Genomic DNA, 25,587 nt, shown 5'->3' with positions numbered 1-25,587 from the left:
TCGGCGCACCACACCACCATGACCCTCATCCGGACGCCCGGCGGATCTCGCGCACCGGTCGGTCGACGAGGTGCACACCGGGCCAGGTCAGGTCCGCGCGCTGGGGCGGCCGTGTCCCGCGGCGTACGACGAGACGCGCGCGCCGCTCCGTCAGCTGCCCGGCTCCTGCCGTCGGACCGGTCCAGCGGGAGTCCTCGACGCTCAGCCTCGCCTCGACCCGGGGCCAGTCGCCGTGGACCACGAGGACCGAGGAGCGCGTCCGCAGTCGCGAGTCGAGGATCGCTGCCGTCCGCTCGTCGACGGAGGCAGGCGGTCGGAGGACCACGACCCGGAGCACGTCGACCAGTGCCGCCGTCACCTCCAGCCAGTGTTCGCCGGGGTCGGGCACCAGCACCGTGCGTGACAACTCGATCCCCAGCTCCGCGGCGGCCTCTGCCCCGAAGTCGGCGCATCCTGCGAACCCGACCCATTCCCCAGCCTGCGAGGCTCCTGCGGCCAACGCCATGGCCAGCGAGGCGGTGTCGACGGCGTAGGTCGCACCAGCGTGCAGGGGGACGAGACTGGCCAGGCCGGGTAGGGTCGAAACAGGCTGGAGGGCCGGTCGTTGCTCCATCGCCGCCACCCGTTCGCGCAGCTGCTCGATGACCGAACGCCCCGGGTCGAGGGTGGAGACCGAGCGGCTGGAGGACATCTCCCCATCATCGAACAGGTGTTCGAATCAGTCAAGAGCGGGCTGGCTCGACGGATCGATGCTGCTCTCGTCTCGACGATCGCGCAGCCGGGTGGGCCGAAGTACTTGAAAGTCGCACGAGCGAGCGCCACGCGGGTGAGAATGAGGTGTGGACGCCCAGGACGACGCCCTGCTTCGGGAGGTCAAGCACCTCGTGCAGCGCGCCCAGGTCGGCCAGGCCGCCGAGGTCCTTCGCACGGCGGAGGCGCGGTTGCGAGAGCTCGGGGCGGGCACCCATGAGGGCGGCCCCGCGGCCATGCACTTTCCTCGCGTGGTGGCACTGATCGAGGATGACGTCATCGCGGCGCTGGCCGCGGCCGAGGACATGCTCCGCGCGGCGGAGAGGGACAACGCGCTGGGCTGGCGCGCGTGCGCCCTCGCTGTCCGGGGCGAGCTAAAGCTTCTTCGCGGCGACCAGGACCAGGCCCGCTATGACGTCGAGGCGGTGCTGGTCGACCTGGCGGCGGCCGAGGCGGCCCTGGAGCTCAGCACTGACGTCGGGTATGTCGCCAGCACCGCCCACGTGGCGATCGCGAACGGCTACGTGCCCCTGCGGCTCTACGAGCTCGCCGTGCCGCACTATGAGGCCGCCTACCAGATCAGCCTGGCGGAATCCGGCCCGGAGGACGCTGGCCCCAGCATGTGGTTGCTCAACCTGGCCACCTTGCACCTCCTGTGGTGCCTCGAGCTCTATCGGGTCGGCCTCGACGCTGAGGCCGAGGAGCACAGTGCCTGTGCCCACGGGCACGCGGCTGCCGGCGCGGAGAGACTCAGCGGTGCAGCCCTTCTACCGGCGGTGGCTGCTTGGCGGGAGCCGTGCCTGCTGTTCGAAGCCGCCGCGCGCGCCGACGGTGCCGACCCGGGCGGCGCGGTCGACGACATAGAGCGGCTGCTTCCCGGGGTGCGCGAGCTCGGCGACGCCCACGAACACGTGCTGGCGGTCCCGTTCCTGGCCGTCGCCCTGTTGCGGGAGGGGAGGCACGAGGAGTCCCTGGCCGTCATCGAGGAGGCGCTGGCCCAGGTCCCCGCGAAGGATCGCGCCTCCCCGACGTACCTCTCGCTCGCGCACACCTACAGCCTGCTCCTGGCACGCACCTCGAAGGCGTCCGAGGCGGCCCTGGAGTACGGAAACGCCCTCGCCGCCGAATCCTGGCGCCAGCGCCAGCGCACCCTCGTCTCGGCTCGGACGATGCGAGCCTTCGCCCAGCTGCAGGCGGAGCACGAGCAGGTGACCCGCGACGCGGACACCGACGCGCTCACCGGGGTGGCGAACCGTCGCGCGTTCGACCGGCACCTCGAAGGCATGGCGGGCGCCGAGGAGCCCGGTGGGCAGGTCGGCGTGCTCTTCATCGACCTGGACGACTTCAAGGGGGTCAACGACACCTTGGGTCACGCCGCGGGGGACGCCATGCTGCAAGGGGTGGCACAGGCAATCGCCGCGAACTCGCGGGAGAACGACCTCGTCGCTCGTGTGGGTGGTGACGAGTTCGCGGTGCTGCTGCCAGGCGCAGCGACCGACGACGCTGAGCGGGCGGCGCGACGCATCCTGGCCGCGGTGCGCGACGCCCCGCAGCAACTTCCTACCGTCAGCATCGGCGGGGCGTCGGGCCTCGCCCGCGAGGTGCGGGCGATCGTCGTCCGCGCCGATGACGCGATGTACGTTGCCAAGCGCGCTGGACGCAACCAGCACCACGTCGCCTAGAGGTCGACCTCGGCCAGCCAGGGCATCTGCGATCGCGCGGTCAGCCCCGCCGGGTCCGTGCCTGGTCGACGACGCTCTGCGCCGCGTCTGCCGTGGTGATCTGCTGGGACGCCGCGAGCTCCTCGAGCCGGAGCGCCGCCTGCTCGATGTCGAGGGAGTGCAGCTCGCTCAGCACGCCCTTCGCCTGTTCGACGAGGTCGCGCGCAGCCGTCGCGCGGTGCACCCGGTCCGTCATCTCGTCCGCAGGGATGTCGGTGGAGTGGAGGAGCACGATGGTGGCCACGTCGGCGAAGGCCTGGCAGACGAGGCCAGTCCCGTCGTCGTCCGGTCGAGGGCCGTCCTGGAAGACGTTGAGTCCTCCTAGGACGCGTCCACGCCACGACATGGGGTAGGCATCGACGGCGGTGAATCCGGCCTCGCTGATGGCGGCTCCGACGCTGCTCCACCTGCGGACCATCTCGTCGGACCCGGTCGCCGACTGGTGCCTGCCGGAGCTGATGACGTCGACACAGGGTCCTTGGGTGTCCTGGGCCTGCAGCAGCTCCAGATGGGTGGCGGCGGCCAAGGAAGAGGCGAGGAGCCCGAGGCGCTCGTGCTCGTCGAGCACCAGGATGGCGACGGCACCGGCGCCCGTCACCTCGACGCAGTCCTTGACCAGCCTGGACAAGATGTCCCCCACGGGTCGTGCATGGACCATTCCCGAGGCGGCCGCGGCAAAGGCTTGTTCGCTCGTGCGGTGGGTCATGACGGTCCTTCCTCAAGGGGGGCGGCGAATCGTAGTGATCGGTCGACGACGCGGCTGCTCACCTGTGACAGTGCCGCGTCATGGGCGTAAGCATGCGCGCGTAGCACCGCCAGAGCGTCCTCTGGAGACAATCCGAGCTGGGCCACCACCATGCCGGTCGCCTGGGAGACGCGGTCGCGGGCGAGCCATCGTTCGTTCGTCGCGCTGCCGGACCCGAAGTCACCCAGTACCGCCACGCCGATGGCGTTGGCGAGGAACTGCGCCTGTTCCAGCCCGACCTTGAGGCCGGAGCTGTCGTGCTGGTGAGCGGTCAGCACCCCGAGCACCGACTTTTGCGGCCGCATCGGGAAGGCGTAGAGCGCTGGCGGCGGACGCCACGTCGTGTGGTCGAGAAGGGCCTTCATCAGCCCTGGCCACACCGTGATCGTGTCCGCCGCGTGAGCGTCGAGGACCGCAGGACCCTCACCCGTCATGGCCCGAAGACTGGGTCCCTCGCCGATCATGTCCTGGAGGTCCTCGAGCTCCTCGGCGTCCCGACCGGTCACGGCCAGCAGGCTCCGCGCGCTCGGGGTGCTGCCGACCGTGATCGCCGCCCCGTCGGCGCCCACGACCTGCGCGAAGGCACCGCACAACCGTTGCGGCAGCTCGTCACTGGTCTGGGCGGACAAGGTGCGCGTGAACTCGCTCAGCAGGTCGGGGGAGACGTTCATCGAGCCGCGCCTAGACCCTCGCGAGGCGGACGTCGGCGCGACCGATGGCGGTGTCTGTATCCATGGGAGTCCTCCGGAGCGCAGCGCACGGAAGGGGGCCTTGTGGCGCGTGCTTGATTGAGTTTCTCACGACCGGGAGCAAGGCGAGCACCTCCTCCGGTGCTCCTACCTACTTGACGTTGCCCTCGTCCACGAGTTCCTGGGCAATGTCACGGAGCTTGAGGTTCGAGTGGGACGAGGCGCGGACCAGGAAGGCGAAGGCGCGATCCTCGTTCATCTGGAACCGCTCCATCAGGAGGCCGATGGCCTGCCCGATGACCTTGCGCGTGTTGAGGGCCTCGTTGAGCGACCGGCGTTCGTGGGCGTGGTCCAGGGCGATGGCGGCGTGCGCGGCAAACACGTCGGCGAGCATCTCCGCCTCGGGGTGGAGCTCCTCCGAGACCGTGGAGTACAGGTTGAGGCCGCCGAGCGTTCCTTCGCTGTTGAGGTAAAGCTTGACTGCCAGTTGCGACTTGAGGCCGAGCTGGACGGCACGAGGCACGTACTTCGGCCACCGCGGGTCGTGCCGGATCCTTGGCGCCACCACGACGTTGCTCTCGTGCAGGCTGTCGACGCAGGGCCCCTGGGCGAGCGAATGCTGGAGCTCGTCCAGGCGGAGCACCAGATCGCCCGCTGCGGCCCTGGTCTCGACCTTGCCGTCCTGGTGCACCTCGGAGATGCCGACGTGGTCGAACCCTGGGATGGACTCCCGGGCGACCTCGGCGATGGTCTGCAAGGTCTCGTCCAGGGTTCGGGGCTGGTGCATCGTCCGGGCGGCTGCGGCAATGGCCATGCCGATGTCGGAGCGCGTGTTCATACGTGTCCTACGGTGCTGGGCAAGGTGACAGGAACGCAGAGAAACGCTCGTTGATTCGATGCGCTGCAGACCCGCCACGGCGGCCCGTTGCTTAAGCAGCCGATGACTCAGGTTCAACCCTACACTCCACGAGTCCCCCGATTCAGCCCGTATCGGAGCCCCGCCATTCAGCGCGCGAAGCCTCGGTCCACGAGCTGTCGGGCGTAGTCGCAGACGTGGAGTCCGGCCTGCGAAGCCGATGCTTCGAGGTCCGGGCACTCGGGTGCCGATGGGACCTCGACGGTCTCCCAGCCCTCCGCGTGCAAGGCGGCCACATAGGCGTCCCACTGCCGCAGAGCCAGGTCGACGTCAACCGGCACCCGTTCGATGTGGGTCACCAGGCCCTCGGCCAGGCGTGGGCTCGGACGGCGGACGAGGGCGAGACGGTTCACAGGAGTCCTCTCGATGCGTGGTCGCGTGGGACAGGGCCAGTCCATCGATCATCCCGAACAGTGCCTTCGCCACGACGACCGGGTCCTCGGCCCGGAACTTGGCTGCGACCTGCCCGTCGCGGACGACTCCGGCGATGCTCGAGCCCCCGCTGCCCACCCGTGACTCGTGAGGTGGTCCAACGCAGGTCGCCGGATGCTCCGAATGGGCCTACCTTGTTGACGTGCGCGTCGCGATCGCGGGAACAGGCATAGCCGGGTCCGTCGGCGCGCTGCTCCTGGCTCGCCGCGGGCACGAAGTTGTCGCGATCGACCGCGACCCGGGACCGGTGGCCGGGGAGCCGTGGGATCGGCACGGCGTGATGCAGTTCCACCAGCCCCATACCTGGCGCGCTCCCGCCCGCACGGTGCTCGCGCGCCACCTTCCCGACGTGCTGGCCGCAGCGGAGCAGGAGGGCGCCCTGTCGGTCACCAGGCCCGTGGTGCCGGACGCGGCCTCCCTGCTGCTGTGCCGGCGCGAGATCCTGGAGCGCCTGCTCTGGGAGGCTGTGCAAGAAGAGGCGGGCGTCACCCGGGTCATGGGGCACGTGGAGCACGTGATCGTCGAAACGGGACCGGCTGCGGGCGTGGTCATCGACGGCACGGCACACCCCGCGGCTGGTCGTCGGTGCCGGCGGACGAGCCAGCAAGCTGAGCCGGCCGCATCGCGGAGCGCCCGAGGGCGGCACCTGCGGCATGGACTACACCTCGCAGCTCTTCCGGCTGCGACCGGGCGCTGCACCCGGGCCGGTCAACTCCCCTGTGGGCGTGATCGCCTTCCACCGCGGCTACCAACCGATCGTCTTCCTTCATGACAACCGGACGTTCTCCGCGCTGATCATCCGCCCCTCCGTTGACAAGGGGCTGGGTATGCTGCGCGCCGCGTCGGCGTTCGCGGCCGCGACCGCGGCGATCCCCGGTTTGTCGACGTGGGTAGAGGCGGATCGTTCCGAGCCGATCGGTCCGGTGCGCACCGGTGGCAACCTCACGAACCTCTACGCTGGCCAGCGCCAGCTGCCTGGCCTGGTCGCGCTGGGCGACGCGCTGGCGACCACGAACCCCAGCGGCGGCCGGGGTGGGTCGCTCGGGGCGGAAGGTGCCCTCAAGCTCGCCGACGTGGTCGACGCCAGCGACGACCCGGTGGTCTGGCACGACGAGATGAGCGCTTGGTCGGAGGCACGTGTGCCCGTGGTGGGAAGACCACGTGACGGTCGACGAGTCACTGCACCGCCGCTGGGCGGGGGAGCGTCCGGACCCGGACGCCTTCATCTCGAGCGACCTGGTGTCCGAGGCCGTGCTCGAGCACCCGGAGCTGATGGCCGAGGTCGGCGGCTACTTCGCCATGCTGGCGCCGCCCGGCTCCCTCCACGGCGCTCGCGAGAAGGTGCGCGAACTCATCCGGCAGGGCTGGACACCGAGATTCCCGGAAGGACCGTCCAGGGACGAGTTCGTCGCGGCCATGAGCACTGCAACGTGAGCGGTGAGCCGCCCAGCAGTCGGAGGTCCGACTGCTGGGCGGCTCGACGATCGGCACGCGGCGTGGGTAGGAGTCAGACGGGCGCAGGCGCCAGCTCGACATCGCCCGAGGTGGGAGATGACGGTTCAGGATCGCCTTCGACGTGCAGCTCAGGCATCCAGCTCAACCAGCTCGGCAGATACCAGTTCCAGCGGCCCAGCAGCGTCATCGCGGCCGGTACGACGACCATGCGGATCAAAGTGGCGTCCACGAGCAGGGCCACTGCGACTCCGAAGCCCATCTGCTGGAACATCACCAGCTGTCCGGCGGCGAATCCGGCAAAGACGACGACGATGATCAACGCGGCCCCGGTGATGATGCGCCCCGTGGCGGCGATGCCGTGGACGATGGCACCCACGGTCTCGCCAGTTTGTGCGTACCGCTCCCTGATGCGGCTCAGAAGGAACACGTGGTAGTCCATCGAGAGCGCGAACAGCACCGAGAACAGGAAGATGGGCACCCAGGCCTCGACACGTTCGACCTGCTGGAACCCCAGCAGGTCTGCTCCTATGCCGTGCTGGAAGACGAGGACCAGCAGCCCATAGGCAGCGCCTACCGAGAGCAGGTTGAACACGACCGCGCTCGCGGAGAGCACCACTGAGCGAAAAACCAGGGTGAGCAGCAGGAAGCTGAGTCCCAACACGAAGGCAAGCACGATCGGCATCCAGTCGTTGATGACATCGGAGTAGTCGACGTTCGAGGCCGTGGCGCCTCCGACGAGCACCGTGGTGTTGGTCCCGTCGAACGATTGCGGGATTAGCTCCGTGCGCAGCCGCTCGAGCCCGCGCCGCGCCTGCTCATTGTCTGGGTTGCCCACCAGCGGGATGCTGACGAGGGCTACCTGACCGCTTGCGGAGATCTGCTGCTCGACAGGTCCGAAGTCTCGGTCGTCGGCGACCGATGCTTCCAGGCGTGACATGGCGTCGGACACCGCATCGGACGCGATGTCCCCGGTGATGACCACCTGGGCGGGGTCGGTCGTTGCCGTGCCCGGGAAGCTCCGCTCGAGCGCTATGGCCCCCGCCTTGGAGTGCGTGGAGTCCGGGAGCGACTCGACGCCTGACGTGCCGGTGCGCAGGCCGAGCACCGGGTAGGCCGCCGCGAGCAGGATCAGGACGCCGAGGGTCAGTGCGACAGCGGGGCGGCGAACCACAACCCCAACCGCCTTGGTCCAGAAGGGGCTCTCGGCGGGATGGTCACGTCCCACGAGGGGCAACCGAAGGGCGTTGACGCGGTCACCGAGAAGTGACAGGAGTGCTGGCAACAACGTGAGTGCTGCGGCCATGGTGACGAGGCCGACGATGATGGCGCCGAGGGAGAGGCTGCGCAGGATGGTGTCCGGGACCAGGAGCAGGCCGAGCAGGGCTACGACGAAAGAACTGCCGGAGAACAAGACGGCCTTGCCACTCGTGCCTCCGGTGGCGACGATCGCGTCGATCTTGTCGCGGCCAGCCTGCCGCTCCTCGCGGTATCGAGACAGGACGAAGAGGCTGTAGTCGATGCCCAGAGCGAGACCCATCGCGGTGATCATGTTCACGATGAAGAAGGACAGAGAGGTGAACTGTCCCAGCACCGAGGAGATCGCGACGGTGACGATGATGGAGCCGATGGCGATGCTCATCGGGATGAACGCGGCCACGAAGGCTCCAAAGACCAGGAGCAGGACGATCATGGCCGCGGGCAACCCGAACTTCAGTTCTCCGTTAGTGAGGTCGGACTCCGAGAGCTCGCTGAAGTCGTGGTCGAGAGTGTTGGAGCCGGTGATGTCGACGTCGAAGCCGGCAGCGGCGTCCGCGTTGGCGACCTCGTCCAGCACCTCCGCAATGCCTGCGCCCGAGTCGTGGGCCAGGACCAAGGTCACCGCCACCGCGCGCCCATCCTCGGAGATGGCCATCTGGTCGGGAGAGTAGGGGTCTCTCACCGTCCGGGTGGCGCCGGTGCTTTCGATTGAGGCTCGCACGTCGGCGACGAACGCCTTGAACCGTGCAGTGCCAGCAGCGAACTCCGTGGAGTGGATGATCACTGCTTCGTCGATGCGGTCGCCCTGATCGAAGTTGTCGGCGATCAGCTGTCCGGCCCTGGCCGAGTCGGGGTTCGTGGTCAGGCTGCCGTCAGAGCTGAAGGCGGACCCGGACAGCGTCGCGATGACCACCAAGGAGGCAATCAGAATCAGGCCCCATGCCCCGACGATCCGCCAGGGGCGTAGCGCTGCGGCACGGGCCATTCTTTGGGTGACGGACGGTCTTGGTGGAGATGCAACTCGGTGGTCGCGATCTTGTACGTGTTGGAGTGACATGGGCGTTCCTCTGTCCTGCTCTGGTGGCTTCCGGGGGCGGTGCAATCGGTCCACCAGGCGTCGTTGATGCGTGCTGTCGGTGGGCGTGGACTCACTGTGGTCTGGGGCGCTGACGACGCGCTGACGGAGAGCAGCCCTCGCCAGCGCGGCCCGCGCCCCGACGAGGTCAGGCGTGTGGTTTGCCCGTCGTCGCCAGCACAGCGGCACGGTCCGGCCGGTCTGCGTCATCAAGCAGGTGGGCAACAGCTGGGTAGAGAGCGTCTGCCTCGGCCAACAGGACTGTTGCGTTCGCCGGATCGCCGGCCTCTGCCTGCAATCGCGCGAGCCCGTCAAGAGCAAGGACAGCCACCAGGTCGTGCTTCTCGGACCGCGCGAGCTTCAGGACGACTTCGAGCGATGTCTCATCGTCGGTCTCCGCGGCGAGCACGCAACGTGAGAGCAACGCGCCGTCTCCACCTCCTGCGCCGGCGTACCAGTCCAGGTTCTCGCGTAGGTAGGGCACGGCTGCCGGTCCGTTACCGGTACTTCTCATCAGGCGTGCAAGGTTCAGCTTGGCGGCGGCAACCATGCGGCCGTCTCCGCTGGCGGTTGCTGCTGTGATGGCCTGGGCAAAGGTGGCAGTCGCGTCCGCCGTGTGTCCCGCCCGTTGCTGCACGCGGGCCAGGGACCCCAGGTGCAGCCCGGCCTGTCCGACGAAGCCGAGAGCGGCGGACTCCTTCGCCGCACCTCCAAGGGCGTCGATCGCATCCTCGAAGCGACGTTCGACCTGGGCGATCCCGCCGAGCATCGCTTTGGCATGCACCAAACCCCACGAGTCACCCAGTTGGGTCAAGATCCTGGCTGCCTCCGCGCCGTCGCGTGCGGCGGCCGCGGTGTCACCGATCATGAGCTCTCCGTAGGCCGCCAGAATGAGGCTGGCGGCCGTCTCCCATTGCAGGTCCAAGTCGCGGTACGTCGCGAGGCTGGCGACTGAGCAGGCCAGTGCCTCGTGGGCGAGACCCTGCTGGAGGAAGACGAAGGCGCGATGACGTGCCACGTCTGCCTTGAACTCTGCGGTGGTCAGTTGGCCCGCGATGCTGGCAGCGGTATCCAGGTCCTGTTGAGCGAGCGCGACGTTGCCTGCCGATGCTTCGAGCCAGCTGGCAACCAGGTGTGCCGACACCGTGTGTAGGGGAGGGGTGGTGGAGGACAGGGTGCTGCGGACCCTGGCGGCGGCGGCGGGACCGTCGCCCAGGACTACCCATGTCCAGCCGAATCCGAGTGCGATGCGCACGCCGAGGTCCGGATCGTTCGTCCTGCTCCAGGAGAGTGCTGAGTGCACATTCGCTCGTTCTGTACGGGCGATGGTCAAGCACGTTGGTTGGTTGGCGCTGCGGATGTTCTCTGCGCACCAGTCGGCCCTCTGCGCGTACCAGACAGCGTGGGCGCGATGGACAGTCTCGGTCAGCTGTGAGTCGGCGAGCCGCTCACTGGCATAGGCACGAATGCTGTCGAGCAGCCGGTAGCGGACACGGCCGTCATCGGAGCCGTCCACGGTGACGAGGGACCGGTCGACGAGGCGCGTCAGGGTGTCCACCACCGCATCCTTCGGGACGTCAAGCGCGCCCAGGACGTGTTCAACGGCGCCCAAGCAAGCGCTTCCGGCGAAGCAGGACAAGGCCCACAAACCTCGTTGGTCGTCGGGGAACAGCAGGTCGTAGCTCCAGCCGATGGCACCGGCGAGGGCACGTCGGCGTTCGGGACGGTTGCCGCTGGGGTCCTGGAGCAGCGCGAACCGATCATCGAGGCGCCTCGCGATGTCCTCGATGGACAACGAGCGTACTCGGGCAGCAGCGAGCTCAATGGCCAGCGGCAGGCCGTCGAGGGACTGACACACCTCTTCGACCAGAGCCGTGGAATCGATGTCTACGACCAGTTGGCGCCGCATCTGTCGAGCGCGGGCCCAGAACAGTTGCACGGAGTCGGGTTGGGAGAGTGGTTCGAGGTGGAAGACCAGCTCGTCGTCGAGGCCGAGGGGTACTTGGCTCGTCGCACAGATGGAAAGACCGGGCAGATCCCAGAGGAACTGAGCCACCAGAGCGCTGGCGTTGGTGACGAGGTGCTCGCAGTTGTCGAGCAGGAGAAGGGTTTGTGCGCCCAGGAGTCGCTCCCGCAGCTGCATCCGTCCGGCGACGTGCAGCGTCTCAGCGACGACCTGCTCCAAGTCGGCGGAGCCGTCGACGGCTTCCAGTCGAACCAACCAGACGCCTCCGGGTGGCTGCGTGTGGCTCGCGGTCTCGAGCATGAGCCTGGTCTTGCCGACCCCCGCGGGCCCAACGACGTTGACGAATCGATGTGCAGCGACAAGATCCCGCAAGCTGGCACATTCGCGGACTCGCCCCACGAGGGCGGTCCGGCTCCGTGGCAGGTTGCTCGGCACCGCGACCGGGTTCGGGGCAGGATCGCCCCCGACGACGGCACTTTGGAGGAGGAGCTCGCGTTCAAGCGTGCGAAGAGCCGGGGCCGGTTCGACACCGAGCTCGTCGACCAGCAGCTTTCGCACCCGTGCGTACGCCGCGAGCGCGTCGGACTGTCTGCCGCCGCGGTACAACGCCGTCATGAGTGAGCCCCACAGACGCTCGCGGAGCGGGTGCTGGGTCACCAACGTCTCCAGCTCCGCGACGAGCTCGCCGCCGGCGCCGAGGTCGACACGGGCGGCCATCACGTCTTCGAGGAGGCCCAGTCGGACCTCCTCGAGACGGGCACGATGGGGCGCAGCCCAGTCGCCGTCGTCGATGCCCATCTCGCCACGGAACAGAGCCAACGCTTCCTTGGCCCTCTCGAGTGCTGTCGTGGCGTCGCCAGCACGGCGCGCTGCGGATGCTGTGGCCGCGAGGTGTGTCACGTAGAGGGCGTCTACGCCGCTGGGGTCGACAGCGAGCCTGTAGGTGTCGTTCTCGGCCGCGACGAAGTCCTTGCTGCCGAGCGCGCGACGTAGCTGTGACACCTTCGATTGCAAGGTGTTGCGACCCGTGCCGTGGGGCCACAGGTCCTCGAGCAGGGCGTCCACGCGCACGCTGGAGCCCGCTTCCAGGGCGAGCCGGACGAGCAGCTCGGTGGTCTTGCCTGCCGGCACCGAGAGCCGATCACCATTGCTGCGAGCCTCGACCACGCCTAGCACGGCGACCGTGAGCACCCTTCGAGAGTAGGGCACGCACGCGCTCTCTGCGCGAGCGTCAGCGATGCGTCAGGGTGGCGGTCCACAGTGCATGTGTGCCGGACGACAACGCCGCCCTTCTCCGCCGCCTGATCGGCGACCATCCTGACGCGCCCGCAGAAATCCTCGGGCTCGCGGCGCAGTCCACGTCGACACCCCTTCTCGTGGCCGCCGCGCTCCTTGCCGGTGACCTCGGCCTTCTCGTCCGGGCTCTCCATCACGCGACCACGACTCGTGATCGGCAGCTCGTGGCTCTTGCCGAAGCGCACCTGCGCGGCAATGGCGACCTGCTTCACGTCCTCGTCAGGGACCACCTCTCCGAGCATCCCGACAATGTGCTGGCAGCTTGGATCGCCGGGCGACCGCTACCGAAGGCTTGATCTCGCGAAGGTCTGCATTCGCCTCGCCTTCAACTGAGTACATGGAGGTCAGTCTCGGGTGAGGCCTATCGTGGTGCGGCATGACCGCCCACCCGTCCGAGGTGCTCGATGCCCTCGCCGTCTCCGGTCGGGAGGCAGGAGGTGCAGTGGCGGTGGTGCGGGGCGGCGTGCTGGAGGTCGAGCACGCGGTCGGTACGACCGACGGCGCTGCCCCGTGGACGTCCGACACGCTGGTGATGACGTTCTCGGTCGCGAAGCCCTTTGCCGCACTTGCGTTCCTGGATGCTGTGGCGGAAGGACACCTGCAGCTCGATCAGACGGTCGCCTCGGTCTGGCCCGCCTTCGCGCGGGCCGGCAAGCAACACACCACCATGCGACACCTGCTCTCCCACCAAGCCGGGCTCCCAGTCTTTCCGGAGGCGGCACTCGAGATCGAGTACGGCGACAGGGAGGCGCTCGTCGAGCTGCTGGCCCGAGCCACGCCGGTCCATCCGCCGGGTGCCGGTGTGGCTGAGCACGCCCTGACGTACGGCCACCTGCTCGACGAGGTCGTGCGTCGAACCACCGGTGAGCCGCTGTCCGACCGGTTTGCCCGGATCGCTCGGGCGGGCGGTTGGGACCTGCACCTGGCGGTGGGGGAGCACGACCTGTCTCGGGTCGCCACCGTGGTCGACCTCGACGGGACGTGGGCGTCGGGTTACCTGGGTGACGCCCGATGGGGGCCGGCGCTGGGGCGGCCACGAGGAATGCTCGAGCCGGAGGTGTTGAACTCCGACCGCTTCCGGGGCACCCCGTTCCCTGCGGTGAGCCTGCACGCGACGGCGCGTTCCTTGGCCTTCTTCTACGACGACATGATCCGAGATGGCGGTCGGGTCGCCGACCGCCTCGGGCACGACCTGTGGCGTGCGTACGTGGAACCCGCCGTCACCGGCCATGACCTCGTCCTGAACCGGCACGTCACATGGACGCTGGGTCTCCAGATCAGCGATGAGGGCGGACTGGAGCTCGGAATGGGTGGTGCGGGTGGGTGCTCCGCCTGGGCCGACCCGACTGCGGGCTACGGCGCCGCCTATCTGACCCGACAACTGGGTGGCCATGACCGTGCTGAGCTCGTGTGGGACGCCATCACCTCCCTACGGGGCCCGACTTGAGGAGCTGCTCACCGGTCTGCCAGAGACGGCGCGCAACCGACTGGTCGTAGCTGCGCGGGGAGGACTTCTTCAGCTTCCCACGGGCGAAGTAGCGCCCGGTGACCCCGTCGAGGCTCGGGTCGGACGCCAGGAGGACCGAGGTGTCCGCGCCCCTCGATGGTGATGGCATGAAGGGTCGCGCTACCGGGACGAGAAACCGTGGGACGCGTCCGGGATCCGTCGCTCCGAATCCGGTACTGACCACTCCCGGGTGCAGGGCGTTGCCCTCACTCGCCTGGTTGCCAGTCGCCTCGCGAGCTCGTAGGTGAACAGCACGTTGGCGAGCTTGGACTGGTGGTAGGCGCGAGCTCCTGAATACCCACGCTCGCCCTGAAGGTCGTCGAAGTCGATGCGCCCGAGGGCTTGCGCGTTGGAGGCGACGTTCACGATCCGTGCCGACCCTGTTGCCACGAGGCGCTCGACAAGGAGGTTCGTCAGCAGGTAGGGCGCCATGTGGCTGACGGCGAAGGTGTGCTCGATGCCATCGACGCTCGTGTGGCGGGTGTTCCAGTAGCCGCCCACGTTGTTGATGAGCACCTCGATACGAGGAAGGGCCGCCAGCACCTCCGCCGCCACCCTCCGCACCTCTGACTTGTGACGAGAGGTCGGCGGTGAAGGCGTGCACGTGCTGGCCGGCGCCTGCTTGCGCGTGAATCTCGTGGGCGGTGGTCGCCGTGCGGCCGGGATCGCGACCGATGATGGACACCGACGGCCCCGTGCCCGTGAGTCGAAGGGCGGTGGCCTTGCCAATGCCACCCGTGCCACCGGTGATGAGCACGGTCCGGCCCGTCATCGGCAAGGTGGGCTCGTCCCTCATGCCGAGGTCCGGCGGTTGTGGTCGTCGGTGACGGGAGCCTGCTGCGGCGCGGTCCGTCGCAGGAGCAGCCAGCTGACGAGGAGCAGCCAGGCGCACCAGGCGACGTACCCGGCGAAGTTGGTGAGGCTCGCTGCCGGCACGAGGGGTACGGCGATGCCGGTCGCGATGAGCGCCGCGGCGGTGTAGCCGATGATGGCGGCCCAGCGGGGGAGAACGGTCCCGCGGAGAGCATGCACGACGAGCACGGTGAAGATGGCGGTCAGCGCGTAGCCGATCGTTTCCCCGACGATCTTGCCGAGAACCAGGTGCCACAGCTCGAATCGTTCCTCTGCGTCCCCTCGCGCAGCAGGGTTGAGCGCGTCCTTGGCGATGCCGGGGACGAGCGTGACCCAGCGCTGCAGGCCGACGACCTGGACCGTCGCCGCCCCCATCCCGACGACGGCGATCCACCGTCCCAGCGGCCCGCCCACGAGACGACCCAGGGCGATGCCGGCGGGCGCCATCAGCGCAGCACTGACGACGAGGACCAGGAACCACGACGTGACGGCGGTCTGGTTGGCGCGGAACAGCTCAAGCACGTCACCAGTGGGTTCCTCGAGGATCTGCGGGTACTGGAAGACGATGCCGAGGACGGTGAACCCGGCGATGGCCAGCAGGGATGCGAGCGCGAGGGACACCGCGGCGATCCGCGCGTGGGTGGATCTCACGACGGTCGGCCGGCTGAGCAGGAGCGCGACCGGCGACGTCAGCGCTGCGACGACGAGGGCACCGCTGGCCCCGAAGATGTAGAAGTGCTGGTCGACGGAGCTGCCGATGACGGCCTCCGACACCCGCCAACCGAGCGCCCACGCGCCCGTAAGAAGGAGGGGCCACAGCAGTGCGGCAGCTCCGAGGTGCCTCACGAGCACCACTCCTTGGGCGACTCCGACCATCGCGCCTGTCACTGCGCCGAAGACCACCAACGACGCGACGTCGGTGGCGTAGTCGGTCATCGTGGCGCCGACGGCTGCGCCGGCGGCCAGTCCTGCAGCGGTGGCGAGCACCCAGGCGACGGGACTCGGCCGGGAGGATCCGAACGCCCATGCCTGGGCGAGTCCCAGCCCCGCGCCGGCGACGGCTCCACCAGCGAGAGCGGAAGCCGTCGAGTCCATGGGACCCAGGGCCAGGAAGGCGGCGTACCCGCCGATCGGGAAGCCGAGGAAGGACGTCAGCCAGCGGGCGATGACGCGCGTACGCCGCGGGGCAGACGTGCCGGGGGACCGGGGCGGGCGGGTGCCGATTGCACGTGCATGCAGGTGGGCGGGTGTGGTGGTCACGATCTGATCTCCCTCGGGTTGGGCGGTCGACGGTTGGCCTGATGGCACGACCCTGCGCCGAGGTGCTGACGACCGGCTGACGGCAGCCGGTGCGGGAGTCAGCCCGAGGTGTTTGCTGCCTGGCAAGCCAACGCCGGCCCCGCGGCAGGACCGCGAGGCCGGCGTGGTGCTGCGGGACGGTCAGCCGGCAACCAACTCCTCGACGGTGGAGCGGTTCTCGTCTGCCGGGTCGGTGTCGGCATCGTCTTCGTGCTCCATGTCGATGACCGGGAGGATGCGGTCGAGCCAGCGGGGCAGCCACCAGTTGGCGTCGCCGAGCAGCGACATGGTTGCCGGCACGAGGACCATCCGCACCAAGGTGGCGTCGATGAGGATCGCGGTCGCCAGACCCAGGCCCAACATCTTCAGGGACGGCACTGGGCTGGCGACGAAGCTGAGGAAGACCGCCATCATGATCAGCGCAGCGGAGGTGATGATCCGCCCGGTGCTGGCAAGTCCCCTCGCCACGGACTCGGCGTTGTCGCCGGTGGCGGCGTACTCCTCCCGGATGCGCGAGAGCAGGAACACCTCGTAGTCCATGGAGAGCCCGAACAGGATCGGGAACATGATCACGATGATGATCGAGGTGATGGGGGTCGGTCCTTCCAGCCCGAGCAGCTCGGCGCCCCAGCCCCACTGGAAGACGGCCACCAGGACGCCGTACGCGGCTCCGATGGAGAGCACATTCATCGCGGCCGCCTTGAGTGGGACAGCGATCGACCGGAACACCAGCATCAGGAGGAGGAACGACACTCCGATCACGGCGCCGAGGAAGAGCGGCATCGTCTTGGTGATCTGGGTGTTGAGGTCGTCGGTGACCGCCGTGATGCCAGTGACGTAGGCGTTGTGCGGGATCGTCGACCGGACCCGGTCGATGGTGGCGGACGTCTCGGCGGCAGCGGGACCCGTGGTCGGGAGGGCGGTGAAGACCGCCGTCTCGCCATCGGTCGAGCTCAGGGGCTCACCTACGGAGGTGATGCCAGTGACGGAGGTGATGTCCCGCGCCACAGTCGCCACGTCGCGGCTGCCCGCGCTCGTCGAGGTGAGGTCGACCACGACGGTCAGGGGAGCGTTGAAGCCGATCCCGAAACCCTCGGTGAGGAGGTCGTACGCCTGGCGGTGGGTCGTTTGGGCAGGGGCATCGCCGGCGGCCGGGAAGGAGGTCTGCATCCACAGTGCCGGGCTGGCGACCGCCAGGAGGGCGGCGGTGGCACCCAGGAGGTAGGGCCACGGGCGACGGGACACGTGGTGCCCGAACCGCCACCAGCGGTTGTCCTCGGTGCGGGTGACGGGACGGTGGCGGCGGACCACGCGACCGGAGTCGATCCGGTCCCCCAGCAGGCTGAGCAGAGCGGGGAGCAGCGTCACGGCGGCGGCGACGGCGCTGAATACCATCAGTGCGGTGGCCAGGCCGATCGAGGTGAGGATGCCGAGCCCGGTGATGGCCAGAGCGGTCGTCGCGATCACCACGGTGCCGCCTGCGAAGACGACCGCAGTTCCCGACGTCCCCATGGCGTTGTCGAGGGCCCGGGAGTTCTCCTGACCTGCTGATCGGTTCTCGCGGTAGCGCGCCACGACGAAGAGTGCGTAGTCCACGCCCACTCCGAGCCCGACGAGGCCGGCCACGGCGATGGCCGACTCCGAGACGTCCATGCCACCTGCCATCAGGACGATGCCGCCGATGGATGCCCCGACGGCGATCACGGACAGGCCGATGGGCACGACCGCGGCGACGACGGTGCCGAACACGACGAGCAGGACCAGGAGGGCGACCAGCATCCCGATCCCCACGTGGGCGAAGCTCTCGTCTGCAGCGTTGAGGAAGACAGCGTCCCCACCCAGCTCGACCTGCAGCTCGGCCGGTGCCTCGACCCCGGCGACTGCCTCGGACAGGACCCCGAAGGCGGGCTTGCCGATCTCGCGCTCCGGGGCGTCCAGGGTGAGTACGGCGAACCCGATCCGGCCGTCGTCGGAGATGGTGCCGGCGGCGAAGGGATCCTCGATCGACGCGACGTGCGCGAAGGTGGCAACTTCGTCCAGGACGTCGGCAACGGCGTCTCGATGTTCGTCGAGCGCGGACCCGTCGCGAGGGGCGAGCACGACCAACGCCGTACCCTGGGCTGCCTCCGGGAAGCTCTCGTCGAGCAGCTCGAGGGCAGTGGCGCTCTGGCTGCCGGGCGCGGAGAAGTCGTCGACGAACGTGCCCCCGGCGGCCCCCGCCAGGAAGAAGACGGCCCCCACGACGGCCAACCAGCTCGTGACGGTGCGCCACGGGTGTCGCGCGCTTGCGGAGGCGATGCCTCGGATGAGCTTGTGCATGATCGTGCCCTTCTGGAGTCGGGTCGGTGGTGCCGTGACCCGGAAACTAGGGAGCAACATGGTGAGCGCGGATCACCACACGTGGTGAAGCACGTGGTGAACCTTCAGCGGACGCCTCGGATGGGGACGACGGCCGCTGCAGCGAGCAGAGCACATGCTCCAGCGACGGCGTAGAGCACGCCGTAGCTGTCGCCGCTCACCGCAAGGATGACTGGCGCCACGGCAGGCGCGAGCGCGAAGGGCAGGGCGTTGGCCATGTTGAAGATGGCGAGGTCCCGGGCCGAGTCGGCGGCGTCGGGTAGGACATCGGCCACCAACGCGACATCGACGGCCATGTAGGCGCCGAACCCGAGTCCGCTGACGGCCATGCCGACCAGGAACCCGCCGAAGGTGTCTGCCATGGCCACGACGAACAGCGCTGCGCCGTACGTCACTGCCGCGGTGACCACGAATACCTTGCGCCTCCCGATCCGGTCCGACAACCGGCCGCCTACCAGGGACGCGACCACCAGGACGGCAGACTGGACGAGGGTCGCGCGGAACACCTGGGCAGGGACGTCGGCCTCCGCACTGCCGATCCTGTCGAGGAGGTAGTAGGCCTGGTAGGTGGTGAGCAAGGCGAAGGCGCACACGAAGAGGAAGCGCCCCGCCAGGGCCCACGCGAAGTCAGGGTGTCGCCTGGGGTCCAGGTGGAAGGCCGTGACCACGTCCGACACCGACCACGGCCTCGCGTCCTCCTCGCTGAGCCGGCGGTCGTCGAGCAGGACGACGAACAGCAGCACGAGGGCGGCCCCGATGGCGCACGGGGCCAGGAACATGGCAGTCATGTGCCCGGTGAAGAGCTGGACGAGGAAGGTGCCCAGGACGGCGGCGACGGGGACGGTGATTCCCAGGACCCCCGAGACGGTGCCTCGCTGGGTTGCTGGTACCTGATCGGGCAGGACGGCGACCAGCGCGGCCTGCAGGGCGTTGAAGAACAGCTGGGCGAGACACCACCCGACCAGGACGACGACGAGGCTGGGTGCCACGGCGACCACAGTGATTCCGATGACTCCGCCGAGGAGCCCGCCGATGAGCCAGGGACGGCGCATGCCGGAGCGAGAGGATGTGCGATCGCTCAGTCTGCCGAAGATCGGTCCGGCCACCAGGGCAAGCAGGCCGCCGACGCCCGTGACCAGTGCCAGGCTCTCCGGGGCCTGGTCCGCCCCGACCAGCGACCTGATCTTCAGAGCGAGCGTGACGAGCAGTGGGGCGATCAGTATCAGGGCAACGCTCATGACCGCCAGCGCGTAGGTGGCCACGAACCGCACTCCGACGGGCGCGGGCAGCGCCTGACCTCGGTTGCCGCCCGACGCGGTCGTACGACGCATGTCGTTCTCCTCCGCGTCCGGCTGGCTGCCCGACGACCGTGACGCCTGGATGTCGACAGTAGGCCCGTTGAGACGCACGGGGCAGTGGCTGGGTCGATGTGTCTGGACCAACGGGTCGGTATGGGCGCCGGAGGAGGAGGATGGGCCGGGATGTCACACGCACTGATCGAGACCAAGTTCTTCCGGCCGTCCCCGCGACCTGGTCGCGTTGCGCGTCCGCGGTTGCACGACCGGCTCGACCGGGGCCTTGCTGCCAAGCTGATGCTCGTCTCGGCGCCGGCAGGCTTCGGCAAGACGACCCTGCTGGCCGACTGGTTGGCCCCCACGGACCTGACCGGTGGTGCGCCCGGGCGGGGCGCCTGGCTCGCCCTGGACCCCGCGGACAACGACCCGACCCGGTTCTGGCGCTATGTGGTCGCAGCGCTTCAGACGGCGCTCCCGAGCGCGGGGGAGCACGCACTCACCCTCCTCGAGGACCGGCAGACCCCCTCGGTCGAGGTGTTCCTGACGGTCCTGGTCAACGAGCTGGGGAAGGCCGATGGCGACACGATCCTGGTGCTCGACGACTACCACGTCATCGAATCACCCGCTGTCCACGAGGGCGTCGCGTTCCTTCTCGCCCATCTTCCCGTCGGCTTGCACCTGGTGATGGCGACCAGGAGCGACCCGCCGTTGCCCCTGCCACGGCTGCGTGCGAGCGGCGACCTGGTGGAAGTGCGCGCCGCTGACCTCCGCTTCACGGCCGAGGAGGCGGCAACCTACCTCAACGGCGTCATGGGACTTGAGCTGCGACCCAGCGACGTGCACGCGCTGGAGGGACGGACCGAGGGCTGGATAGCCGCGCTCCAGCTCGCCGCGCTGTCGATGGCCGGACGTCAAGACGCGTCCGCCTTCATCGCCGGGTTCGCGGGCGACGACCGGTACGTCGTCGACTACCTCGTCGAGGAGGTGCTGCAACGTCTTCCGGCGGATGTCCAGGACTTCCTGTTGCGGACCTCCGTCCTCGACCGGATGAACGGGTCCTTGTGCAATGCGGTCACAGGTCAGGACGGCGGCCGCGTCATGCTCGAGACGCTGGAGAGAGACAACCTCTTCGTGGTCCCGATGGACGACCAACGGCACTGGTACCGCTATCACCACCTGTTCGCCGACGTCCTTCGAGGCCGGCTCCTCGACGAGCAGCCCGACCTCCTGGGGGAGCTGCACGCGCACGCCGCGACCTGGCACGAACACCAAGGAGACATCGCCGAGGCGATCCGGCACTTCCTGCTCGGTGCGCAATTCGTCCGTGCGGCCGAGCTCATCGAGACCGTCCTGCCGGCGTTGCGGCGCGACCGCCGAGAGACTACCTTCCGTGGGTGGCTCGAAGCCCTGCCGACCGACGTCTTGCGGGCGCGGCCGGTGCTGTGCCATGCGTTGGCCGGGGCCCGGATGTCAACGGGGGAGTTCGGCGGAGTCGAGGAGCTCCTTGACGCGACGCAGGAGTGGCTGGACCTCGGGGGACACGCCTCGGCCCCGCCCGGCGGGCAGATCGTCGACCGCGATGAGTACGCACGTCTGCCTGGCGACGTCGCTGTCCACCGGGCTGGTATCGCCCTGATTCGTGGCGAGCCGGAGCAGACGACCCAGCACGCCCACCGCGCGCTCGACCTCGCGGGGCCCGACGACCACCTGACCAGAGGGGCCGCACTGGCTCTCCTCGGTCTCGCGGCCTGGTCAACCGGGGACGTGACCACCGGGCACGACTCCTACGCCGAGTGCCTGGGCGAGTTCGAGCTGGTGGGCCACGTCTCGGACGTCCTGGGTTGCTCCGTCGCCCTGGGCGACCTCGAGGTCGTCCAGGGCAGGCTGAGCGCAGCTGTCCGCACCTACCGGGCCGCCCTCGAGCTCGCCGACGGACACCACACGCCCGTGCTGCGGGGCCGGGCAGACATGCACGTGGGACTGGCGGCCCGCTACCACGAACAAGATGACCTCCCCGCTGCGCGCCGGGAGCTCTCCGTGAGCCGAGAGCTGGGCGAACACGCCGGGTTGCCGCAGGACGCCTACCGCTGGCGCGTCGTCATGGCCGCCGTCCGCGAGGCGGAGGGGGACATCGAGGTCGCGATTGACCTGTTGGACGAGGCGGAGCGGCTCTACACCGGGGACTTCCTGCCCGCGGTCAGACCCGTCCCGGCGATCCGCGCCAGGACCTGGGCACGCCACGGCCACCTCGACGCGGCTCTCGGCTGGATCAAGCAGGTTGGCGTCTCCCTCGATGACCCGCTGCTCTACCTGCGGGAGTTCGAGCACGTCACCTTGGCCAGGGTGCTCCTCGCGCAGCACGAACGAGGGGTAGCCAGCACCGACCTGGCGCGGGTGGTGCGCTTTCTGGACCGGCTGCTCAGCGCTGCGACGGACGGACACCGAGCGGGATCAGTCGTCGAGATCCAGCTGACCCGTGCCCTCGCCCTCCAGCGGCTGGGAGACGACGAGCCAGCGCTGACGGCGTTGGGGGCGGCCCTCCACCTGGCAGAGCCGGAAGGCTACGTCCGCACCTTCGTCGACGAAGGTGCCCCGATGGCGACCTTGCTTGCAGCTGCCGGACGGCGGACGTCGTCGCCGTACCTCGCGCGCCTCCGGTCAGCACTGGCCACGGGCAGGGGCACCGTGTCCGTCCCCGCCCTGCCTCTACCCCGTCATGAGTCGCTGGTCGATCCGCTGAGCAACCGGGAACGGGATGTGCTCCGGCTCCTGGACACCGAGCTGAACGGCCCGGACATCGCCCGTGAGCTCGTGGTCTCGTTGAACACGGTGCGGACGCACACCAAGAACCTCTACATGAAGCTCGGCGTGACCAGCCGGAGAGCAGCCGTCCTGCGTGCCAAGGAGCTCGACCTGCTCTGACCCGGGGTGCTGTGATCGCGGAAGATCACCACGACGCTCACCACCTGTGGTGAGCCGCGCTCACCACGTCGGCTCCTAGCGTCCGCCTCATGGACGAACCTCGTGCAACCGACGCGACCGGGTCGGACCCCGGCTGGTACCGCATCTGCGTCCAGGGACGCCTCGCGCAGCGATGGAGCACCTGGTTCGATGGCATGTCCCTCAGTCCCGGCCCGGACGGCACCACGGTACTGCGGGGACCGGTGGGCGACCAGGCGGCCCTGCACGGGCTTCTCCAGAAGGTCGGCGACCTGGGACTCATCCTGCTCGAAGTCACCCAGGAGGACCCGGGCGGCTCCGGCCGGACTTCGGCGGCCGAGTCATGAGCGCCACGCGTACAGCCCCCACGAGTCCGCGTATCGGTGGCCGGGTGCCCACCTGGCCCGTGCCACTCGCCCTGGTCGCCCTGTCCCTGATCCCGGTCATCGCCGGCGCAGTCCGGCTCACGGACCTGTCCACCGGCTCGACTCACATGCCGCAGGACGCCCACCACCCCGAGATGCCCGTGGCCCTGATCGTGCACATCGTCAGCGCGACGGCCTATTCGGTGCTCGGCGCCTTCCAGTTCTCTGCCGGTCTTCGTCGCCGCCATGCCAGGTGGCACCGGACTGCCGGCCGCGTGCTTGTGCCGCTGGGCCTCGCCGTGGCGCTCTCCGCGCTCTGGCTCACCCTGGTGTACCCGACCGAGGTCAACACCGGACCGTTGCTGTACTGGTCTCGCGTCATCTTCGCGGTCGCGATGGCGACGTGCCTGGTCCTGGGCCTCATGACGGTCCGCGCCCGGAACTTCCGCGCCCACCGTGCCTGGATGATCCGCGCCTACGCGCTCGGCCTTGGCGCCGGAACCCAGGTCGTCACCATCGGCCTCGCCGAGGCGACGCTCGGCACGAGCGCCGCGGTGGCTGATGCCGCCACCGCCGCCGGCTGGGCAGTCAACCTCGCTGTCGCCGAGTCCATCATCCGCCGGCCGCGAGCTCGTGGTCGTCGCTCCATCCATCCATCCAAGGAGAAACTCCGATGATCATCGTTGATTCCGTCACGAAGACGTACGGCGGCTTCACGGCCGTGGACGACGTCAGCTTCACCGCCCAGTCAGGTCGCGTCACAGGGTTTCTGGGGCCGAACGGTGCCGGGAAGTCCACGACCCTCCGGATCGTCACCGGCCTCACACCACCGACCAAGGGGAGTGCCCACGTCGTCGGGCGACGCTTCGCCGACCTGCCGAACCCCGGACTCGAGGTCGGGGTGCTCCTGGACGCTTCCGCGCAGCACGCCGGGCGTACCGGCCTCGAGATCCTGCAACTCAGTCAGCAGATGATGGGGCTCCCTCGCGCCCGAGTCGACGAGATGCTCGACCTGGTCAGCCTCACGCCTTCGGAGGCGGGGCGTCGCGTCCGTGACTACTCCCTGGGCATGCGGCAACGCCTTGGCATCGCACACGCTCTGCTGGGTGACCCCGGCGTCCTCATCCTGGACGAGCCGGCCAACGGCCTCGACCCCGCCGGCATCCGCTGGATGCGGGACCTGCTCCGTGGATACGCCGACCGCGGTGCCACCGTGCTCCTCTCCTCGCACCTCCTCCACGAGATCGAGGTGGTCGCCGACGACATCGTCGTCATCGGCAACGGCCGCATCGTCGCCCAGGGCACCAAGGCCGAGCTGCTCGCCATCGCAGGCACGCACCTCCGCACCCGCCGTCCGGTGGACCTCCAGGTGGTGCTGAACGCAGCGGGTCTCGATTCGACGGTGACCTCGCCCGGAGTCGTGCGGGTCGACGCCGAGCCCGAGCTGGTGGGGCGCCTGGCCAGCGAGGCCCAGATCCCGCTCATCGAGCTCCGGTCCGCTGAGACCGCCGGGCTCGAGGAGATGTTCCTCGAGCTCACCGCAGACACCCAACGAGATGGAGCAGCAGCATGAACGCCCAGACAACGACCGAGGCACCGATTACCGAGCTGACGCCACCCACGCTCCCGAGCTCGCCGGCTCCGGCACGCATTCCCTTGCGCCGGATCGTCGCGGTGGAGCTGCGGAAGTCCTTCGACACCCGAGCGGGCCGCTGGCTCCTTGCGAGCGTCGGCCTGACCGCCGTGCTCACCTCGGGAGCGGTCATCGCGTTTGCTCCCGACGACGACTTCACCTACAGCACCTTCACCACGACCATCGTCTTTCCGATGTCGGTGATCCTTCCAATCATCGCCGCCCTCGCCGTCACCGCTGAGTGGAGCCAGCGCAGTGGGCTGACCACGTTCACCGTGGTCCCTGATCGTGGACGGATCATGCTCGGCAAGGCGATCGCGCTCGTGGCGGTTGCTCTGCCCGCAGCAGTCGTCGCCTTCGTGGTGGGGGCCGGCGGAAATGTGCTGGCTTCCTCGATCTCGGGCACCGACACCGTGTGGGACCAGTCCCTGGGAGCCGGGCCCTATGTCCTGCTGTCCCTCGCGCTGTCCCTCGCCATGGGCTTCGTGTGCGGGACGCTCATCCGCAACTCTGCCGGCGCGATCGTGGCCTTCTTCGTCTTCTCGTTCGTCATCCCCCCGCTTCTCGGCCTGCTCGCGCTGACGCAGGACTGGTTCCGCGACCTGCAGCCGTGGGTCGACCTGGACTTCCAACTCGCGGCGCTGCTGAAGGGCTCGTTCGACGCCGAGCAGTGGTCCCAGCTCGCCGCCACCAGCGGCCTGTGGCTCGTCCTCCCGCTCGTCGTCGGCATGTGGACCCTCGTGCGGTCGGAGGTGAAGTGACGTGGCTCGAGGCCCCGCCGTCCGGAGTGACCTGGCATCCGCGGCCGTTGCACGACAGACCATGCGGGCGGTTGTCCAGGATCGGTACGGGACGTCCGACGTCCTCCGGCCCGCTGAGACACCCCGTCCGGCGCCTGGTCCCGGGGAGGTACTGGTCCGGGTCGCCGCAGCGTCGGTGGGTCTGCTGCACGGATAGGTGACAACTGATCGGTCTAACCCGAGGGGTTGGGCTGGAAGGATGTTCACCGTGACGAAGCCCTACCCCAAAGAGTTCC

Annotated in this window: 22 protein-coding genes and 1 pseudogene; 9 read left to right on the top strand and 14 right to left on the bottom strand. The window is 69.0% G+C overall.

Annotated elements, in window-relative coordinates:
• Positions 1-25: 25 nt before the first annotated feature.
• Positions 26-691: a hypothetical protein gene (locus tag JWN68_RS04635; protein WP_297735376.1), complete on the bottom strand. Its 666-nt coding sequence runs from the start codon at positions 689-691 to the stop codon at positions 26-28.
• Positions 692-839: 148 nt separating this feature from the next.
• On the opposite strand from JWN68_RS04635, the gene JWN68_RS04630 reads away from it, so the two are divergent.
• Positions 840-2,432: a GGDEF domain-containing protein gene (locus tag JWN68_RS04630; RefSeq protein WP_297735374.1), complete on the top strand. Its 1,593-nt coding sequence runs from the start codon at positions 840-842 to the stop codon at positions 2,430-2,432.
• A 40-nt stretch (positions 2,433-2,472) separates the two neighbouring features.
• On the opposite strand, the gene JWN68_RS04625 is transcribed toward JWN68_RS04630, so the two are convergent.
• The 4 genes from JWN68_RS04625 to JWN68_RS04610 form a co-directional block, all read right to left on the bottom strand.
• Positions 2,473-3,177 (bottom strand): GAF and ANTAR domain-containing protein, encoded by a 705-nt coding sequence (locus JWN68_RS04625; RefSeq protein WP_297735371.1) that lies wholly within the window; start codon positions 3,175-3,177, stop codon positions 2,473-2,475.
• Positions 3,174-3,887: an ANTAR domain-containing protein gene (locus JWN68_RS04620; RefSeq protein WP_297735368.1), complete on the bottom strand. Its 714-nt coding sequence runs from the start codon at positions 3,885-3,887 to the stop codon at positions 3,174-3,176. The genes JWN68_RS04625 and JWN68_RS04620 overlap by 4 nt, the downstream gene beginning before the upstream one ends.
• Positions 3,888-4,056: 169 nt before the next feature.
• Entirely contained in the window at positions 4,057-4,743 is a 687-nt protein-coding gene (locus tag JWN68_RS04615) for a GAF and ANTAR domain-containing protein (RefSeq protein ID WP_297735365.1), read from the bottom strand.
• A 167-nt stretch (positions 4,744-4,910) separates the two neighbouring features.
• Positions 4,911-5,174, bottom strand: a complete 264-nt coding sequence (locus JWN68_RS04610; RefSeq protein ID WP_297735362.1) for a hypothetical protein — start codon at positions 5,172-5,174, stop codon at positions 4,911-4,913.
• Positions 5,175-5,395: 221 nt separating this feature from the next.
• Here JWN68_RS04610 and JWN68_RS04605 point away from each other — a divergent pair, with 221 nt between their 5' ends.
• Positions 5,396-6,025, top strand: a complete 630-nt coding sequence (locus JWN68_RS04605) for an NAD(P)-binding protein (RefSeq protein WP_297735359.1) — start codon at positions 5,396-5,398, stop codon at positions 6,023-6,025.
• A 389-nt stretch (positions 6,026-6,414) separates the two neighbouring features.
• Positions 6,415-6,687: a hypothetical protein gene (locus JWN68_RS04600; RefSeq protein WP_297735355.1), complete on the top strand. Its 273-nt coding sequence runs from the start codon at positions 6,415-6,417 to the stop codon at positions 6,685-6,687.
• A gap of 73 nt (positions 6,688-6,760) precedes the next feature.
• Here the strand turns inward: JWN68_RS04600 and JWN68_RS04595 are convergent, their stop codons facing one another.
• The 3 genes from JWN68_RS04595 to JWN68_RS04585 form a co-directional block, all read right to left on the bottom strand.
• Positions 6,761-8,950: an MMPL family transporter gene (locus JWN68_RS04595; RefSeq protein WP_297735352.1), complete on the bottom strand. Its 2,190-nt coding sequence runs from the start codon at positions 8,948-8,950 to the stop codon at positions 6,761-6,763.
• 238 nt (positions 8,951-9,188) lie between these two features.
• Entirely contained in the window at positions 9,189-12,197 is a 3,009-nt protein-coding gene (locus JWN68_RS04590; RefSeq protein WP_297735349.1) for a BTAD domain-containing putative transcriptional regulator, read from the bottom strand.
• Positions 12,176-12,544, bottom strand: coding sequence for a hypothetical protein (locus tag JWN68_RS04585; RefSeq protein WP_297735345.1), 369 nt, complete (start codon positions 12,542-12,544; stop codon positions 12,176-12,178). The genes JWN68_RS04590 and JWN68_RS04585 overlap by 22 nt, the downstream gene beginning before the upstream one ends.
• A gap of 134 nt (positions 12,545-12,678) precedes the next feature.
• Between JWN68_RS04585 and JWN68_RS04580 the strand changes: the two genes are divergently transcribed.
• A complete protein-coding gene (locus tag JWN68_RS04580; protein ID WP_297735342.1) occupies positions 12,679-13,749 on the top strand; it encodes a serine hydrolase domain-containing protein in 1,071 nt (356 codons plus the stop codon).
• Here JWN68_RS04580 and JWN68_RS04575 read toward each other — a convergent pair.
• The 6 genes and pseudogenes from JWN68_RS04575 to JWN68_RS04555 all read right to left on the bottom strand — a co-directional run bounded on the left by JWN68_RS04575 (position 13,724) and on the right by JWN68_RS04555 (position 19,649).
• On the bottom strand, positions 13,724-13,918 hold the full coding sequence (locus JWN68_RS04575; protein WP_297735340.1) for a hypothetical protein: 195 nt from the start codon (positions 13,916-13,918) through the stop codon (positions 13,724-13,726). The genes JWN68_RS04580 and JWN68_RS04575 overlap by 26 nt on opposite strands.
• Before the next feature lie 11 nt (positions 13,919-13,929).
• Entirely contained in the window at positions 13,930-14,475 is a 546-nt protein-coding gene (locus JWN68_RS04570) for an SDR family NAD(P)-dependent oxidoreductase (protein WP_366519742.1), read from the bottom strand.
• Positions 14,408-14,581 (bottom strand): annotated as a pseudogene (locus tag JWN68_RS19225) (SDR family NAD(P)-dependent oxidoreductase); the annotation flags it as partial. The pseudogene JWN68_RS19225 and the gene JWN68_RS04570, both read right to left, overlap by 68 nt.
• Before the next feature lie 20 nt (positions 14,582-14,601).
• Positions 14,602-15,921 carry a DUF4386 family protein gene (locus tag JWN68_RS04565; protein WP_297735334.1) on the bottom strand — a complete coding sequence of 440 codons (1,320 nt, stop codon included), beginning with the start codon at positions 15,919-15,921 and terminating at the stop codon, positions 14,602-14,604.
• Between the two features lie 180 nt (positions 15,922-16,101).
• Complete coding sequence (locus tag JWN68_RS04560; RefSeq protein ID WP_297735330.1) at positions 16,102-18,279, bottom strand: MMPL family transporter; 2,178 nt, start codon at positions 18,277-18,279, stop codon at positions 16,102-16,104.
• Positions 18,280-18,383: 104 nt separating this feature from the next.
• On the bottom strand, positions 18,384-19,649 hold the full coding sequence (locus tag JWN68_RS04555) for an MFS transporter (RefSeq protein ID WP_297735328.1): 1,266 nt from the start codon (positions 19,647-19,649) through the stop codon (positions 18,384-18,386).
• Between the two features lie 150 nt (positions 19,650-19,799).
• Here JWN68_RS04555 and JWN68_RS04550 point away from each other — a divergent pair, with 150 nt between their 5' ends.
• From JWN68_RS04550 to JWN68_RS04530, 5 genes are all read left to right on the top strand, one after another.
• Positions 19,800-22,535: a LuxR C-terminal-related transcriptional regulator gene (locus tag JWN68_RS04550; RefSeq protein ID WP_297735325.1), complete on the top strand. Its 2,736-nt coding sequence runs from the start codon at positions 19,800-19,802 to the stop codon at positions 22,533-22,535.
• An 89-nt stretch (positions 22,536-22,624) separates the two neighbouring features.
• Positions 22,625-22,900 carry a hypothetical protein gene (locus tag JWN68_RS04545; RefSeq protein ID WP_297735322.1) on the top strand — a complete coding sequence of 92 codons (276 nt, stop codon included), beginning with the start codon at positions 22,625-22,627 and terminating at the stop codon, positions 22,898-22,900.
• Positions 22,901-22,944: 44 nt separating this feature from the next.
• The gene (locus JWN68_RS04540; protein WP_297735319.1) at positions 22,945-23,595 is read left to right on the top strand and encodes a DUF2306 domain-containing protein; all 651 of its coding nucleotides are present in this window, start codon (positions 22,945-22,947) and stop codon (positions 23,593-23,595) included.
• The gene (locus tag JWN68_RS04535) at positions 23,592-24,491 is read left to right on the top strand and encodes an ATP-binding cassette domain-containing protein (protein ID WP_297735316.1); all 900 of its coding nucleotides are present in this window, start codon (positions 23,592-23,594) and stop codon (positions 24,489-24,491) included. The genes JWN68_RS04540 and JWN68_RS04535 overlap by 4 nt, the downstream gene beginning before the upstream one ends.
• Positions 24,488-25,312: an ABC transporter permease subunit gene (locus JWN68_RS04530; protein WP_297735313.1), complete on the top strand. Its 825-nt coding sequence runs from the start codon at positions 24,488-24,490 to the stop codon at positions 25,310-25,312. The genes JWN68_RS04535 and JWN68_RS04530 overlap by 4 nt, the downstream gene beginning before the upstream one ends.
• The last annotated feature ends 275 nt before the right edge of the window (positions 25,313-25,587 follow it).

Origin of the sequence: Nocardioides sp., assembly GCF_025964975.1 — a bacterium.
In the GTDB taxonomy this organism is placed as follows: domain Bacteria; phylum Actinomycetota; class Actinomycetes; order Propionibacteriales; family Nocardioidaceae; genus Nocardioides.
This window is presented reverse-complemented; position numbering and strand designations above follow the sequence as displayed.